This is a genomic window from Vibrio sp. RE86 (assembly GCF_013114545.1).
Classification (GTDB): domain Bacteria; phylum Pseudomonadota; class Gammaproteobacteria; order Enterobacterales; family Vibrionaceae; genus Vibrio.
On sequence record NZ_VTXI01000001.1, the window covers coordinates 214,423 to 230,320 of the forward strand.

The 15,898-nt window shown below is 45.1% G+C and carries 15 protein-coding genes; 10 read left to right on the plus strand and 5 right to left on the minus strand.

The window, feature by feature from the left end:
- The first annotated feature begins 89 nt into the window (after window positions 1-89).
- Window positions 90-752, plus strand: a complete 663-nt coding sequence (locus tag F0231_RS01015) for a TrkA family potassium uptake protein (protein ID WP_171757852.1) — start codon at window positions 90-92, stop codon at window positions 750-752.
- Entirely contained in the window at window positions 749-2,116 is a 1,368-nt protein-coding gene (locus tag F0231_RS01020; protein WP_171757853.1) for a TrkH family potassium uptake protein, read from the plus strand. Before F0231_RS01015 ends, F0231_RS01020 begins: the two co-directional genes overlap by 4 nt.
- Before the next feature lie 5 nt (window positions 2,117-2,121).
- Here the strand turns inward: F0231_RS01020 and F0231_RS01025 are convergent, their stop codons facing one another.
- A complete protein-coding gene (locus F0231_RS01025) occupies window positions 2,122-2,562 on the minus strand; it encodes a DUF2850 domain-containing protein (RefSeq protein WP_171757854.1) in 441 nt (146 codons plus the stop codon).
- A gap of 371 nt (window positions 2,563-2,933) precedes the next feature.
- On the opposite strand from F0231_RS01025, the gene F0231_RS01030 reads away from it, so the two are divergent.
- Both F0231_RS01030 and F0231_RS01035 read left to right on the plus strand, forming a co-directional pair.
- On the plus strand, window positions 2,934-3,218 hold the full coding sequence (locus F0231_RS01030) for a pyrimidine/purine nucleoside phosphorylase (RefSeq protein WP_171757855.1): 285 nt from the start codon (window positions 2,934-2,936) through the stop codon (window positions 3,216-3,218).
- A gap of 317 nt (window positions 3,219-3,535) precedes the next feature.
- On the plus strand, window positions 3,536-3,838 hold the full coding sequence (locus F0231_RS01035) for a hypothetical protein (protein WP_171757856.1): 303 nt from the start codon (window positions 3,536-3,538) through the stop codon (window positions 3,836-3,838).
- Here F0231_RS01035 and F0231_RS01040 read toward each other — a convergent pair.
- Together F0231_RS01040 and F0231_RS01045 are read right to left on the minus strand one after the other, a co-directional pair.
- Window positions 3,835-4,752, minus strand: coding sequence for a diguanylate cyclase (locus F0231_RS01040; RefSeq protein WP_367613451.1), 918 nt, complete (start codon window positions 4,750-4,752; stop codon window positions 3,835-3,837). The two genes, F0231_RS01035 and F0231_RS01040, sit on opposite strands and share 4 nt — an antisense overlap.
- 548 nt (window positions 4,753-5,300) lie before the next feature.
- On the minus strand, window positions 5,301-6,200 hold the full coding sequence (locus tag F0231_RS01045; protein WP_171757858.1) for a LysR substrate-binding domain-containing protein: 900 nt from the start codon (window positions 6,198-6,200) through the stop codon (window positions 5,301-5,303).
- An 88-nt stretch (window positions 6,201-6,288) separates the two neighbouring features.
- Here F0231_RS01045 and F0231_RS01050 point away from each other — a divergent pair, with 88 nt between their 5' ends.
- Complete coding sequence (locus F0231_RS01050; protein WP_171757859.1) at window positions 6,289-7,197, plus strand: DMT family transporter; 909 nt, start codon at window positions 6,289-6,291, stop codon at window positions 7,195-7,197.
- 10 nt (window positions 7,198-7,207) lie between these two features.
- Here F0231_RS01050 and F0231_RS01055 read toward each other — a convergent pair whose 3' ends face one another.
- Both F0231_RS01055 and F0231_RS01060 read right to left on the minus strand, forming a co-directional pair.
- Complete coding sequence (locus F0231_RS01055) at window positions 7,208-8,278, minus strand: DUF3541 domain-containing protein (RefSeq protein ID WP_171757860.1); 1,071 nt, start codon at window positions 8,276-8,278, stop codon at window positions 7,208-7,210.
- A gap of 111 nt (window positions 8,279-8,389) precedes the next feature.
- On the minus strand, window positions 8,390-10,585 hold the full coding sequence (locus tag F0231_RS01060; protein ID WP_171757861.1) for an EAL domain-containing protein: 2,196 nt from the start codon (window positions 10,583-10,585) through the stop codon (window positions 8,390-8,392).
- A gap of 212 nt (window positions 10,586-10,797) precedes the next feature.
- Here F0231_RS01060 and F0231_RS01065 point away from each other — a divergent pair, with 212 nt between their 5' ends.
- The 5 genes from F0231_RS01065 to F0231_RS01085 all read left to right on the plus strand — a co-directional run bounded on the left by F0231_RS01065 (window position 10,798) and on the right by F0231_RS01085 (window position 15,889).
- The gene (locus F0231_RS01065; protein WP_171757862.1) at window positions 10,798-12,174 is read left to right on the plus strand and encodes a diguanylate cyclase; all 1,377 of its coding nucleotides are present in this window, start codon (window positions 10,798-10,800) and stop codon (window positions 12,172-12,174) included.
- Window positions 12,175-12,244: 70 nt separating this feature from the next.
- A complete protein-coding gene (locus F0231_RS01070; RefSeq protein ID WP_171757863.1) occupies window positions 12,245-12,679 on the plus strand; it encodes a DUF962 domain-containing protein in 435 nt (144 codons plus the stop codon).
- A gap of 251 nt (window positions 12,680-12,930) precedes the next feature.
- Window positions 12,931-13,947: a TRAP transporter substrate-binding protein gene (locus tag F0231_RS01075; RefSeq protein ID WP_171757864.1), complete on the plus strand. Its 1,017-nt coding sequence runs from the start codon at window positions 12,931-12,933 to the stop codon at window positions 13,945-13,947.
- A gap of 69 nt (window positions 13,948-14,016) precedes the next feature.
- Entirely contained in the window at window positions 14,017-14,574 is a 558-nt protein-coding gene (locus F0231_RS01080) for a TRAP transporter small permease subunit (RefSeq protein WP_171757865.1), read from the plus strand.
- Window positions 14,567-15,889 (plus strand): TRAP transporter large permease subunit, encoded by a 1,323-nt coding sequence (locus tag F0231_RS01085; protein WP_171757866.1) that lies wholly within the window; start codon window positions 14,567-14,569, stop codon window positions 15,887-15,889. The genes F0231_RS01080 and F0231_RS01085 overlap by 8 nt, the downstream gene beginning before the upstream one ends.
- The last annotated feature ends 9 nt before the right edge of the window (window positions 15,890-15,898 follow it).

A 15,898-nucleotide genomic window follows, 5' to 3' on the forward strand; every position in this document is an offset into this window, starting at 1 on the left:
AAAAGTGTCAATATTCCTCAATCAGTTTGATAACAAGATACTTGAGGCGCACACTCCCATTTCTCGTCACTATTATACTAGGAGCATTCATGAGATCAGGTGATAAACAATTTGCTGTTATTGGATTAGGCAGGTTTGGTCTCTCGGTATGTAAAGAGCTTCAACAAGCAGGTGCAGAAGTGCTTGCTGTCGACATCGATGAAGACAAAGTTCGAGAAGCTGCAAGCTTTGTCAGTCAAGCTCTGGTCGCGAATTGTACGCTTGAAGACACGGTTACCGAGTTACGCCTGAACGATTATGACATGGTTATGGTCTCGATTGGCTCTGACGTGAACGCCAGCATATTGACAACACTTGTCGCCAAAGAGGCGGGCGTGAAGAACGTGTGGGTTAAAGCAAATGATAAGTTCCACTCTCGCATCTTACATAAGATAGGCGCTGACCACGTGATTATGCCCGAGCGTGATATGGGGATTCGCGTCGCGAGAAAAATGCTCGATAAACGTGTGTTGGAGTTTCAAGAACTCGGCTCGGGAATGGCAATGACCGAAATCGTCGTGGGCTCGCGATTGTTGGGTAAAACGTTGGGCGATTTGGCGCTATGTAAAGAGCAAGATGTGCAGGTGCTTGGGTTTAAGCGAGGCCCTCAAATAACCAAGGCACCAGACTTAGATAAGAGTTTAGAGATTGGTGATTTGATCATTATTGTTGGCCCTCGAGACACTCTATCTAGAAAGCTGAGTACCCTATGAACCCGTTCCGCCGCAGAGCTGCCTTCTATGAGTTAGAACCTAACCAGAAAAAAAGCAAAGGCACTGAGCCAAGGGTTATTCTGTTTAGCTTTCTTGGCGTGCTACTTCCATCCGCGGTTTTACTGACGTTGCCAGTATTTTCTGTCACAGGTCTATCGATCACCGATGCACTGTTCACCGCAACGTCGGCCATTAGTGTGACGGGGTTAGGCGTGGTTGATACGGGAGAACACTTCACGACCGCTGGTAAGGTGCTGTTGATGTTTCTCATGCAGGTTGGTGGTTTAGGGCAAATGACGCTCTCTGCGGTTTTGCTTTATATGTTCGGTGTCAGGCTGAGCCTAAAACAGCAAGCGTTAGCAAAAGATGCGTTAGGCCAAGATCGCAGAATCAATCTACGGCTATTGGTGAAGCGCATCATTATATTTGCATGCGTGGCTGAGCTGATTGGCTTCACTCTATTAGCGTTTCGCTGGGTGCCGGAAATGGGGTGGGGAGATGGTCTTTTTTACGCCCTATTTCATGCCATCTCCGCTTTCAACAACGCAGGTTTTGCTCTGTTTTCAGATAGTATGATGAGCTTTGTCGATGACCCGTTAGTGATTTTCACGCTAGCGGGGCTGTTTATCTTTGGTGGGCTTGGGTTTACCGTCATTGGTGATGTGTCGGCGAATTGGACACGAGGCTTTCGAGCCTTTCAATTGCATACCAAGATTATGCTGATCGCAACGCCTGCTTTGCTTTTGGTCGGAACAATACTGTTTTGGTTACTGGAGCACAATAACCAAGCTACGATGGCCCCTCTGACTAATTCGGGTCAGTGGCTTGCGGCATTTTTCCAATCGGCTAGTGCGAGAACGGCGGGCTTCAATAGCGTCGACTTAACGCAATATACGCAACCTGCACTGCTAGTGATGATCATATTAATGCTTATCGGAGCTGGCTCAACATCAACAGGCGGAGGGATCAAGGTCTCGACATTTGCGGTAGCTTTCGTTGCGACTTGGACATTTCTCCGTCAGAAAAAGCATGTTGTGATGTTTAAAAGAACGGTCAGTTGGTCTGTGGTGACTAAGTCGCTGGCGATCATTGTGGTCAGCGGTGCGATATTAACGGTGGCGATGTTTTTGCTGATGCTGACTGAGAAGGCAAGTTTCGATAAGGTGCTGTTTGAGACGATTTCGGCGTTCGCAACGGTTGGGTTAACGGCAGGTCTTACTGCAGACCTCTCTGAACCGGGCAAATACATTATGGTTGTGGTGATGACCATCGGACGAATCGGGCCATTGACACTGGCGTATATGCTCGCAAGACCAGAACCATCGCTTGTAAAGCATCCGGAAGGCGTGGTGCTCACCGGATAAAAGCGTTATTTATTGCCAAAATGATCAGAGAGCGCAGAACGGCGGTGTTTGGCAGCGCCGCCGCCTGACATATCGACCGTATCTTCATACCCTTCTTTGATAAAACGTTGGGTTGGGCTATTGGGTTGCAGTCTTCGAAGTTGAGGTGAGCTGAACGTCCCCGCAACTTGGTAAATAGAGATCCCTCGGCCAGTTTCGACTGTGATGTGTTTTCCATCAAACTCAAAATTGGTCGCGATTAGTCGATTGTTTCTGAACACGCCTTGTGCGTTCAATGCGAGTACTTCAGTCTGATATGGTGGGGCGCCCACTTCAATCCATCGGCCGTAAACGTGCTTAGGGTGAATATAGTCCTGATAGCTAACGTAAAGTAATGTGGAGAATCCAGCCAGAAGCAAGATAAACATGATCGCTGCTGCCAGCTTAATCGCGAGAGTTTTTGTCATAACAGCTAGGGCGCATCCCCTCATATTGAGCAATAAGTCAGCTTGTCTAAGAAGCCCTGATAACGCAAACAGCGAACTGGCAAATGTTGAACTTCAGCCCAAATATGTTTGTAGGACTCGACCCGTTTCACCTAAGCATAGTCTGATTTGATTAAATTAACCTTGGAAGAGGGAGTTTTTGAAAGTGGGAAGTGCAGCAGACAATAACTTCAATAGATTTGTATTTTATAGAAATACCTATCTAAATCAGCCTAATATCGAAGAGTATTGCACCTAATCAAAAAGGAGTGAGTGAAAGAAGTCTATTGCTGTTCTACGCGAGTTCAGATAAAACAGTTGGTGGATTAAATCATAACGCCATGGAGGAATGGATGATTAAAGCGAATAGCTATTTCGAAGGACAGGTGCAGTCATTAGGCTTTTCACAACAAGACGGTGAATCAAGTGTTGGCGTGATGGCTCCTGGGGAGTACACATTTGGCACAGCAGCACCAGAACGCATGACGGTCGTAAAAGGCGTATTGACGGTTAAGAAAGCTGGCGAAAGTGAGTGGGTTACGTACCAAGCAGGTGACGCATTTGACGTTGCTGGTGACTCATCATTTGATCTTCAAGTCGCAGTTTCAACCGCCTACTTATGTGAATACTTGAGCTAATTATCGTATTTTAGCGCTAAATTATTGAGCCAGTCGTAAAGCGACTGGCTTTTTTTTCATCGTCATTTTGAGAACCATTGTGAAAACATTTACTAACTAAGATCTGGAGATAATATAATTATTATAAAAATCAATGTTCTATTGGCTATTTAGTTAGGTTGGTATGCACCTTGCTGTGTTCTTCTATTACGAGGCTGTCACATAGGTTGATATCGAGATTGATCGGAAAAGTCGAAAAGTAACGTAGTTATTACCAAGATGATAAATTTATGTGTTGGCTATACTTAGGTTAATCCTAAAGGAAAGAGGAGTACTTCATGGCAGTAGTACCGAAGCATAAAGATGCAGGAAATCGTTACGATCCGAATCAGGAACTAACCTCAGATCAACTCCATCGTTTTGGTCAGGTCGCCCAGCGAGCGCAAGAAAGACGTGAAGAGCGGATAGAAAGAGGGGTTACGCCTGTCGACCCTAGAATAGCAAAACGCGCTGCGCTTAAAGATGCGGCTTTTAAACCTGTCATTCGCACGAAACGCGATAAACCCAACACGGCTCGTTACGCTATTTGGATGTTGGTGTTCATGGCGTTTATGCTCTGGCTAATGTACATGACCCGTTAGGGTTTCCTGAGAGAGGTGACATTGGCAATGGGCTCACCGGGTGAGGGCTCTAGTGTCGAAGCCATGTCTCGATTGTAAAAATGATATCGATTCTTTCCAGCGTGTTTGGCCGAGTACATGGCTTTGTCCGCACAGCGTGTCAGCTCTGACAGTGTTTTCGCATCTTGAGGATACAAGGCAACGCCAACACTGACCGTCAAGCAATTTACTTTCTCAGACGACTGATAGCTGTCTGAAAATAACTCGCTCATTCTTTGTAGAATCCCTTCTAAATCTTTGACAGACCGAACATCATAAAGAAGCACCACAAACTCATCGCCAGCAAACCTAGCGATTGAATAATCGTATTTATCTGTTTTACGATCTTTGTTCCTAATGTTGTTTTTTAAACGTTTCGCGAAGTGCTGAAGGACTCGATCTCCGACATCATGACCATAGTTATCGTTAATTAACTTAAAATTATCGATATCTAAAAATACCATTGCGGTAATCGTTTTACTTTCGGTTCTCTCAATCAGCTTACCAGTAGCCCAGTTCTCAAAGCTCCAGCGGTTAGCAAGCCCCGTCAGTTGATCCAAGTAAGCAAGATCTTCAATCCCTTCTTTATATAAAGACTGAACGTAGTTCATCACCTTGGCGTAGTAGTAAGCCGAGATATTACACAACAAACACAGTGCATAGAGACTTAAAACGAAGCGACCTTGTGAGCTGTCGACTTCGAAGTGAACGGCTTGAGGGATGAGAACAGCCATTAACGTGAGAGTACAGAAGCCAAAGCTAAGCAGTGCACCAACTTTAAAGTTATTAGCAAAAATGAGTACCGCGACAATGGGGAAAAGCCAAAGCAGGCGATCTTCGATGTAGCTGCCATAGAGCAGTAAGATCACGCCTTGAAGTAAAAGTACGCCACTCAATACGAGGTCGCAGTGATTAAGCCTGCGATGACGCAACAGATATAAAATATTAAGTATAAGAACGGTAGAAGCGAACAGATTGACGGACGCAAGAAAATAGTCACCGCTAGTAAAGCGTATCAAGCTATAGCTTAAAAGTAATAGGAGAGATATGACTGAGCTGAGCAAGACGATATTGCACTTTCGTGTGGCGCGAATATCCGCCATTTCTTCAATTTTTCTACCGGCTAGTTGTGGCATATTCCCTTTTGCTCATCGATATAGTCCTGCAACTAAAGTTTAGATGAAAAATAGTTGCTTGAAGCGATGGCAAATTTCTTAAAAGAGAGGAAACTTAAGCACAAATGTGCGCCTACATGCTTATAATCCTGATTATTGGTCTATATGTACTGAATTTTGACACATATCTGAATCCTTGCTCGATAAGCATTAGGGGGAAGAGTGCTATATTATTGACACTTCTAATTTTATAGAATCTTATATCGATATAATGATTAATAGCGCAGCCTTATAAGTAATTGGTCTACAACTATTTGTACAATGGGTGCTTATGACTCGGTTTCAAACTCTCTGCGTATCCAGTTACGAAGTAAAAGCACATTTTCATTTTTTAATTTGGCCTGTTGGCAGGCGAAGTAGAAACTTTGATGAGGGTTTAAAACCGGTTGCCCCACTTCAACGAGATAGCCAAGTTTAACTTCTTCTTTAACAAATACCCGATGAGTAACAAATACCCCTAAGTGACGTGTCGCTGCTTGAACGGCCTGAATGGAGGCGACAAAATTGAGATTGTTTACGGCGTCTGGAATGGGTAAATGGTGAGCCTCACACCAGATCTTCCAATCGTATTTACGGCGATCGTTGGTGACCAATATGGCTGGATAGTGGTTCAGCAGTTCTTCAGGTGAGTGGTGACCTTTCGCAAGCTCAGGGCTAGCTACCATGATCAACTCATCATCCGCGAGCTTTTCACAGTAGTAATCTTGCCATTCATTGGTGTGCCCGTGAATGATGGCAACATCGACACCTTCATTCTCCATCACAAATTGACCGATCAAGTTTGAAATTCGAACATCAAGGTTTGGCGCATACTGATTGAGTTTGTGAACACGTGGAATCCACCAATGCATCGCAAGAGAGTTGACCATATTGAGTGTCAGTCGGTGCGATTGCTTGTCATCAATCAATTGTTGAGTTGCTCGAGAAATTTGTTCTAAGGGGGGAGCGATACGTTTGTAGTAGGCTCTGCCTGTCGCGTTTAGAGTGACGTGACGACCTGCACGGTTAAACAGATTTTGACCTAACTGCGTTTCCAAAGATTTGATGGCTTGACTGACTGCAGAGTGACTGACGTATAACTGCGCTGCTGCTTCCGTCATACTGCCTGTTTCTGCAACGGCGACAAAAGCGTAGAGTGATTTTAACGGCGCTGGGTGTGCTTTCTTCATCTGTAAGTTTTTCTAACCAATCGTGTCAATTAATCTCGTTATTTGTTCACGCTATCAAGGAGTAGACTTAGGGCAAATAGGGGGATGTATGCCAAACCAGTTGTACCCAACACTCTTCATGTTAGCGTCTACGTTCAGTTTGTCACTGACTGGACTGTTTTCCAAATATTTAGGTCAGTACCTTGAACCTGCTCTACTCAGCTTCTTAAGGTTTTTAATACCTGCGGCTATGATCTTATTGCTGTTCAGAGTTGTATTAACTCGACCCGTTGGCGAGTTAAATCGTGCAATATGGATTCGAGCGCTGTGTATTGCGAGCTGTCAGGTATGCTTTATCTATTCGTTAAATCATCTTTCACTCGTTGAGAGTGTGGTGCTATTTGGCACCGGCCCACTATTCTTGCCTGTGTTAGAAAGGCTTATATTTTCAACCAAACTTCAATGGATATCCGTGGTCGGCGTGATTGCCACATTTGGCGGTGTGTTGCTTCTGGCGGGCGATGTTTCAGGCGTGTCATTTCGGATTGAACTGCTGGTTGGATTAGCGTCGGGGTTGTTCAATGCTGGCTCTCAACTTAGTTTGTATCGCATTAGTAAATCGAAGCTCAATGCCTTGCAGATCAATCTGTGGACGTTTCTTTATGCGGCGATATTGCTAGTGCCCTACCTTCTATTTACTTCAAGCACTGCACCGTTGGTCATCAATCAACAGACAGCGCCGATCGGGCTGATTTGTGTTGTGCTTTTGGCGGTGTCTGCTTTGATCATCAATACGCAGGTTTTTCGAGCGAAAGCCTACCGCTTGGTCGAATCAGGATCGCAATTGGCACCGCTCATTTTCACTAACTTACTGTTTACGGCACTCTGGCAGGCGATGTTCTTCAACGAAAGCTACACGTTGACACAACTGTTAGGGCTGACTCTGATTGTTGCCGCTAACATGCTGGTGGTCTTATTCCCGATTTGTGTTGCGCGCCTAAGGCCATCGGCAATTTAACGAGTAACGCTTACTGCGCTATCAAGCCATATGGCAGGTTAGAGAACACTTTCGGGTGCTCTTGTGCGGTTGGCGCTTCATTAACGCGTTGCCAGTCCAGCAACATGATGGCGAGAACGTTGCGGTGCTCGCCATAGACGATATCAAAGTCACCAGTTATAGATGGAATCATCCCTTTTTCTTGGTTGATTGATTTCTGAATGGCTAAGCGCGTCTTTTCAACCACAGGGTCATTGTCCAGACCTGCAAGTAGGAAGCTAATGCCCACTTCGGCAATCACATCCTCTTTGGCTCTTAGGAGAATCGTGTCGATATTTTCACGGAAGTAGTCGTAGATCCACTGATACTGCTTTTCATCGACCTTGTGTTGATAGTATTCGGATTCGGCAAAGATAATGTGCGTTAGGCCATAGAGTTTGTTGCCATATTGCTGCTTGGAGAGCTTTTTATCGAGATGATCAGGATACGTTTGCTGAAAGGTTTTAATAAATGGCTCAACGACATCTTGCTCGTTGAGTTGGCGTAGCCAAAATACTTGGTTCGCCAATTGAGCGGCCCAGGCTTTGATCATCTCTGGGTCAGTTGCGTATTTATTGAAGTCATAGCGGCGAATAACCTGACGTAACTTATCGTCCTCTACATGCTTCAATCCATACTCATTGGCTCTTGCCATGGAGCCTAGTAAATCGACGCCCAAATAGAGGTACTCAGGCATGTGTTTTGTCACCATGTATCGGCGGGCACTCCGTTCGTCGTTCTCACCCACATAGCCAGCGATACGTTTTTCAGAGTAGAGTAAGATTTGCTCAGGGGTATGGACTTCTTCTGCGAATTTGTTAAGTCGACTCGCCACTCTCGCCATATCACTCCAAACTGCTGCTGAGTATTTGGTATCTAGCGTTTGTCTAAACATACGTAAACCATAATGGCCTTCTTTAAAGGCTGGCAACGTATAGAGTTGGCTCTCGTAGGTGTCGCGGATGAGGTCGGCAGATGCAATGAAACTTTCTTGCTGTGGTGATGCGATAGCAGCTTGGCTTAACGCTAGCCCTAAACAGATACTCAGAATCTTTCCACGCATAAGATAACCTTTTCAACAGTAGGAATTGTCTACTATTTAAAGTTATCAGATATTCTCAACATCTATGTGAGCAATCAGTCAGATATCGGTAAAGAATCAAAATGATGGCGCTTAAAGCGATAAAAGCTCGTCAATGAGTGGTCTTGGTTTCGCGATACCAAACCCTTGTGCGTAGTGAATATTGAGCTCTTTCAGGATGTCAGCATGCACTTCGGACTCAACAAATTCTGCGACGGTTTGTAATCCCATACTTTGTGCGATGTGGCTAATGTTGCTGACAATGGCTTTGTCGGTGGCATCGGTATCAATCTGAGCAACAAAAGAACCATCGATCTTCAACACATCAACAGGAATTCGGCGTAAGTAGTCGAAAGAGGCATAGCCTGTTCCAAAGTCATCCAGTGCAATCTTACATCCGTGAGATTGTAACGAGGCGATATTGAGAGAGGCTTGCAGTTCATCTTCGAGGGGTTGGCTCTCGGTGATCTCAAAACAGATCTTATGAAGCGGAATACCAAATTCTCGCGCTTTTGCAACGATTTCGTCCGTTAAGCCCTTATAGGTGAGGGCTTGTGCTGTCAGGTTGATACAGCAATGATCGATCTTAGCCCAGTCAGTTACATGCAATTGCAAAATTTTGAATGTATTGCGTATCACCCATTTATCGAGCTCAACCTCTAAGCCAAATTCATGAATGAGCGGGAAGAACTCTGCTGGTGCTAAGACGTTGCCTTGCTGGTTAGGAAGGCGCAGTAGCACTTCAAATGATAGGGCGTCTACGTCCTGTTGCAGAGCTTTATAAGGTTGGCAATAGAGCTCAAAAGCATCGTTATCAAACGCCGACTGGATTTGACTCAGTTTGGAGATGTCTTGAGACTCGACTTCTGACAGGTCAACTTTAATCACAGACATAAAAGGTTGGCTGTTTGCCGCTTGTGAACAGAGTGCCGAGACGGTGCGGTTTATTTCATGACCGGGTGGAATCACACCATGAAGGATTTTTGGGTTGAGGACCTTAATCGAACGTTCTTGCCAATTAAAGCTGAACTGCTGAACCATCTCGTTGAGTTGGTGTAACTTGCGGTTGTTGTATTCCGATTGCTCAGTTAAGTAAATCAAACTGGTCGTGAAAGGGGCGATATAGGCGTTATGGCACAAAGGATTGTGCAGTGCCAAGTGACGAGCGAGTTGTTGAACGAGTTCACCTTTCCCTGCTAGGCCGAGGGTTTTGAGTCTCTGAGTGGTGACAGAGAGATCAATCAAAATCAACGCTGGCTTCTCAATGGTACTGACATCGTCTTGCAGCTGCGCCATTGAATAGAGCTTGGTGTATGGGTCGCGTCGTTCGCTCAATATGACGGCTTTCAAAGTCCGGTGGTTTTTAACCGCTTGTGCGACCATCAAGAAGATAACACTGGTGATCGTGAACAGGATGGCGATCAAACTGTAGAACGTCTCAATGGTGATTTGCCCAGAATCAAGCGCGTTTACCGAGCTATAAGTACTGATTAAGCTCAGACAGAGTGTCAATAAACTCGGCTGAAGGAAACCAAAGCTGCCCAAACCGACGCCAATCACCGGAACGAGAATAATGCACAACGCATTGAGGGTAAGCAGATCGTCGGCGACAAATGCGGTAAGCAAAATCACCGAGCTGATGATGAACCAAGGTCGGTAGAAGCCTTTGTGCTCACCACGCTCTCGCATCTCTTTGTCCACGTTAAGCAAGGTGGTGCGCTGAGAGGGATTGAAGTAAGCCAGTACGGTAAGCAGTAGCGGAGTAAGCAGCACTTGTGTCAATGCGCTGCTGAGGATCGCATAGCCGTAATAGTGCAGATCATCCATAAATGGGTAGCTGAACGCTTGAGTCACCATAACGATAGCAATGGTGATAGCAATGGGATAAACCACGACCATTACCGAGAGATAGACAATCGCTTGAAGCGTAAAGTTGTCGCGTTCAAAGGACTCAATCAAGCCTAAATAAATACGAGTAAACAGATACACAACCGTCGGCAGAAGAAGAGAGAATGCGACGGCGACAGAGGGGTCGCGTTGAGAAACAAATAGATAATGGAACAGCAAGGCAACAATGATCGCGGGGAGAGCCTTTGCGCGTTCGCGGATAAGCAAAGCGGAAATTAAAGCCGCGGTAAAGGAGAGAATATGAACTCGTTCAGTGTGAAGCTGGAACCAATCAGAAATCTGAAAGCTGAGTAGAACACCAACAATTATGCCCAATTGGGTCAGTAGTACGTTCAGGCTTGAGCGTGAAAGTATAAGTAAATTGAATGGCGAAATCGGCATGGTCCCGGCTTATTTTTGTATGCTGTACCATAAATAAAGTAACAATATTGCGGTTGCTTATCAATAAATTTATCTATTATCGGTGAAAACTCCCTCAAATTATTGTACGTTTTATATAACTAATAAAAATATAAAAAACACAGTCATTGGAATGTCACACACGGGAAAGCAATATCCAGTGTTTTGATTGCATTGAGCGCCGCGGGGGATGGATGGCCGACTATCGAGGCAAGCATTACTATGTTAATGCTCTGTTTTTGGTTACTTTTTTGTTTTCTATTGGCCTAATTGAGTCATTGGATCGTAGTCAGAAATCTTTTTTGCGTGATAGCTTGCTTGCTCGTGCTAAAGAGGAGCTTTCGATTGTTCGCTCTGAACTCGAAGCCGCTATTGTTTCTGATATCTATGTTTCTAATGGCCTTTCTGCTTTGGTTGCAGCAAACCCCGAGTTTGAGTTTTCAGGCTGGGATTTGATTGCCTCAAGCATCTTACGCCGTAGTCGCCATATACAAGTTATCGGCCTTGCTCCAGATGATGTGATTCGATATATCTACCCTGAGGAGGGGAATGAAAAGGCATTAGGGTTAGATTACCGAACGATTCCGAGTCAGTGGCGTACGGTGAAAAAAGCGCAAGAAGTACAAGAAATCTTCATCGCTGGCCCCGTTAATCTAGTCCAAGGCGGTCAAGGATTGATTGCTCGCGTGCCGATATTTTCCGATCCTCCCTACAATACTCAATATTGGGGGGTATGCAGCGTGGTCATCTCCCTTGATTCTCTCTTTGTTGATGCGGGCATTGAAACATTCGAACACAGGTACAACATCGCTATGCGCGGGTTGGATAGTTCAGGTGCTGACGGTGAGGTTTTCTATGGGGCGCAACAAACCTTCGATAATGCTTTCGCGATTGAATCGGTGCATTTTCCTTACGGCAGTTGGGTAATTTCGGCCTCGACACGAGAAGACCTGTTGGCAAACAGTGAGTGGTATCGGGTGCATGCAGTACGTCTGCTTGGCTACCCTATGATTGTTATCTTATTGATTGCCTTTGTCACTACCTATCGTCTTTATGCTCAGGCGAGCGCGCGTTCATTGCACGATGAACTGACAAAGTTGCCTAACCGTCGCTATTTTATGTACACCTTAAACGAGCATTTTGACGCGGCAGCAAAGAATCTAAACAAAGATAAGTTTGCCATCCTCAATATCGACTTAGACAACTTTAAGTCAATTAACGATACCTATGGTCACGCTGCTGGCGATAAAGTGTTAGTGGCGACAGCGCAGCGATTAAAAGGGGCTTTGCGTGCATCCGATGTGGTTGCTCGTATCGGTGGAGACGAATTTCTAGTCTTGCTTTCGCGTATTGATCGCGTTGAAGATATCGATGTGATTAACATTGAACTGCAAAAGGCAATCTGTCACACCCCCGTTATTTATGATCAGCATCTAATTAATCTCAGTGTCAGTGTCGGTTACGCACATTACAAATCCGAATTCGACGATATTGATGACATGTTGAAGTTAGCTGACATTCGCATGTATGAAGAGAAGCGCCGTCAAAACAGCAGATCATTATCAAATTAAACCTCAATGTCAGCAGACGCTCAGATCTCGTGCTATAGAAATAGTAATCTATTTCTAATTGAGAGCGTTTATGAAGAGTCTGTCCGAATGGTTAAGTGAGTACGGTGAAAGTCACCAAAACACCATCAATCAAAAGATTCATAAAGTAGCGGTGCCGGGGATCTTTCTGTCGGTCGTCGGTTTGATTTGGTCGGTGCCACCCATTGATCTATTTGGTCTTACCCTCAATTGGGTATGGGTTGCTGCCGTTCCTGTCATGGTGTTTTACTTCAAACTCTCCCTTTCAGTTTTCTTAATGATGCTGGGTTTTCTTCTGGCGTGTATCGCTTTGATTTGGTCGATTGAACTTATGCAGTTATCGGTCTTATTAGTCTCTTTAGTTCTCTTTTCGGTGTTATGGCTGTTTCAATTCATTGGCCACAAGATCGAAGGTAAAAAGCCCTCTTTCTTCGAAGATGTGCAGTTTCTACTGATTGGCCCTATTTGGGTCTTCCGCCAACATTAGGTCTACAAACCCTAAAGCAATATGAGTCTATTTGAACGTTTGCGTGTCGGCCGTCACACTTTCATTTCTAATTGTTAATTCTTTGGGGTTAGTAAATTACAAATGTGACAATAGTCATAGTAAATGACGTCTTGTTACCGGTAACATGCGCTCAAACGTTACCGGTAACATAAAAACTATACCCGGACGTAAACCAAAGAGTCGACTTTGACTCGATTGGATAACTGAAACGAAAAAAGGATACCTCTACTATGAAAGCAATGACCAAAACTCTACTTGCTGCTTCGATCACTGGTCTATTCTCAGTTTCAGCACTTGCTGCTGACTTTACGCTGAAAATCCAATCTTCAGATCCATCTGGTGACTTGAACTTTAAAGTTCAGCAAAACTGGGCTGAACGTGTAGAGACAATGTCTAACGGCCGAATCGAAATCGACCTATTGCCTGTAGGTGCCGTGGTAAAACACACTGAAACGCTAGGCGCGATTAAGATGGGTATCCTTGACGGTCAAGTGACAGCAACAGGCTACTTCTCAGGTAAAGATCCAGCGTTTGGTCTTATCGGTAACATGGTTGGTGCTTGGTCAGACACAACTCAACTACTGCAATACATGAACTATGGTGGTGGTAACGAGCTAATGACAGAGCTTTACGCGCCATACGGTGTGAAGTTTGTCGGTGCTTCAACGACGGGTGTTGAATCATTCATCTCTAAAAAGCCAATTGACGGTGTTGATGACCTTAAAGGTCTAAAACTGCGTGCTCCTGAAGGTCTTGTTCAGCAAGTATTCGCAGCAGCAGGTGCAACGCCAGTTAACCTTCCAGGTTCAGAAGTATTTACTGGTCTGAGCAAAGGCGTTATCGATGCTGCGGATTACACTGTATTCTCGACTAACCAAAAAGCAGGCATGAACGACATCGCAACGCACCCAGTTCAACCTGGTTTCCACTCACTGCCTCTGATTGATATCTCTGTATCACAGAAGAAGTGGGACAAAATGCCTGCAGATCTTCAAACAATACTGCAAACGTCAGTTCGTGATTTCTCATACGACATGACGACTCAGCTGAAAATGGCTGACCAAGCGGCAGTGAAAGAAGCGCAAGCAAACCCAAAAATTACTATTCACAACTGGTCTGACGAAGAGCGTAAGAAATTCCGTGAAATCGCTAAAGGCCAATGGAAAGTATTTGCAGAGCGTTCTCCTAATGCACAAAAAGTATACGACTCTGTAACAACGTTCCTAGAGACTAACGGTCTTCTTTAAGCTAAACGCATTTGATTAGCTTCTCTCAGGAGGGCGAAAGCCCTCCTTCTTTTTTCAGGATTCCCCTTTATGACTGATAATAAGCCCCACACGCCACCAGAGCCTGATGAGCAACCAAGAAACATTCTTGATAGAACCATTATTAAAATCAGTAATCTATTAAGTTGGTTCTTCATTCTGACCGTACTTATCTCATTCTACGAAGTCGTGATGCGTTACGCCTTCGATGCACCAACAACGTGGGTTCATGAAACCGCCTCTTTTGTCGGTGGTTCACTGTTCATTGTTGGTGGTATCTACGCTTTTGCTGCTAATAAACACGTTCGAGTCGTACTTATTTACGATTCAGTCTCTGCTCAAACTCGCAAGTACTTGAATCTAGTTCACCATGTTGTGGGCTTAGCGTTTTCGGGCATGTTGGCTTACGCCTCTTATTCAATGGTTCAAGAGTCTTGGTTTACACCATGGGGTGACCTACGTCTTGAAACTTCAGGTTCGGTACTCAATGCGCCGTACCCAGCACTTCTTAAAGGCATCATCTTTGTTTGTCTGTGTGTTCTTGTTGTCCAGTTTGTATTGCACCTAATCCAAGAGATTGTAGGGCTAGGGAAGAAAGACGATGTTTGATTTATCCTCTATTGGCATTGCATGGGGCAGTATCCTCATGCTGGTTATGATGATCGGCTTGCTACTAACAGGTATGCAACTGGCGTTCGTAACAGGTTTTGTTGCTATCTTTTTCACGCTGTTTTGGTTTGGTCCAGACGCACTACCTCTGATTGCTAGCCGTACCTACAGTTTTGCATCAGGTTATGTTTTCTTAGCGGTTCCAATGTTCGTCTTGATGGCAGCGTTGCTTGACCGTTCAGGCATTGCACGCGACTTGTTTGATGCAATGAAATCTGTTGGCCGTCGAGTTCGCGGTGGTGTTGCCGTTCAGACGTTATTGGTTGCGGTACTTTTGGCATCAATGTCAGGTGTTATCGGCGGCGAAACGGTCCTTCTCGGTATTCTTGCACTGCCACAAATGCTGCGCTTGGGTTATGACCGTAAACTTGCTATCGGTACAACGTGTGCGGGTGGCGCGTTAGGTACCATGCTTCCACCATCTATCGTTCTTATCATCTACGGTATGACGGCGAGTGTTTCAATCGGTGACCTATTTAAAGCGTCGTTCCTACCGGCCTTTATTCTGGCAGGTTGTTACATCGGTTATGTACTTATTCGTTGTAAGCTAAACCCTTCTTTGGCTCCAATCCCAAGTGATGCTGAGATCGAAGAAGATATGGCGAATCAGCCAAGCTACTTTAAGGCACTGTTCTTCCCATTGCTTTCGGTCGCGACAGTTCTAGGTAGCATCTACACAGGTATTGCTTCGGTAACAGAAGCGTCAGCCCTGGGTGTTGTAGGTATCATGATTTCAGCGGCTATCCGTGGTGAGCTTAACTTCAACATGTTGAAAGAGAGTGCCATCGCGACGATGCGTACTTGTGGCATGATCATGTGGATCGGTATCGGTGCAAGTGCATTGGTAGGCATCTACAACCTGATGGGCGGTATCGACTTTGTTGAAGAAGTTATTCTTGGTCTAAGTGGCGGCAGCCCGATTGCAACCCTGCTTATCATGATGGTTATCTTACTGGTTCTAGGTATGTTCCTTGACTGGGTAGGTGTAGCACTACTGACTATGCCAATCTTCGTACCAATCATTACAAGTCTTGGTTACGACCCAGTATGGTTCGGTGTGGTGTTCTGTCTGAACATGCAGGTGTCGTTCCTATCACCGCCGTTTGGTCCGGCAGCGTTCTACCTGAAATCGGTAGCGCCAAAAGACATCAGCCTAGGCGAGATTTTCAGTTCACTACTGCCATTTATCGCACTACAGGTTTTCGTTCTTGGTCTTGTAATTGTATTCCCAGACCTAGCAATGTGGTGGAAATAGTCCACCACC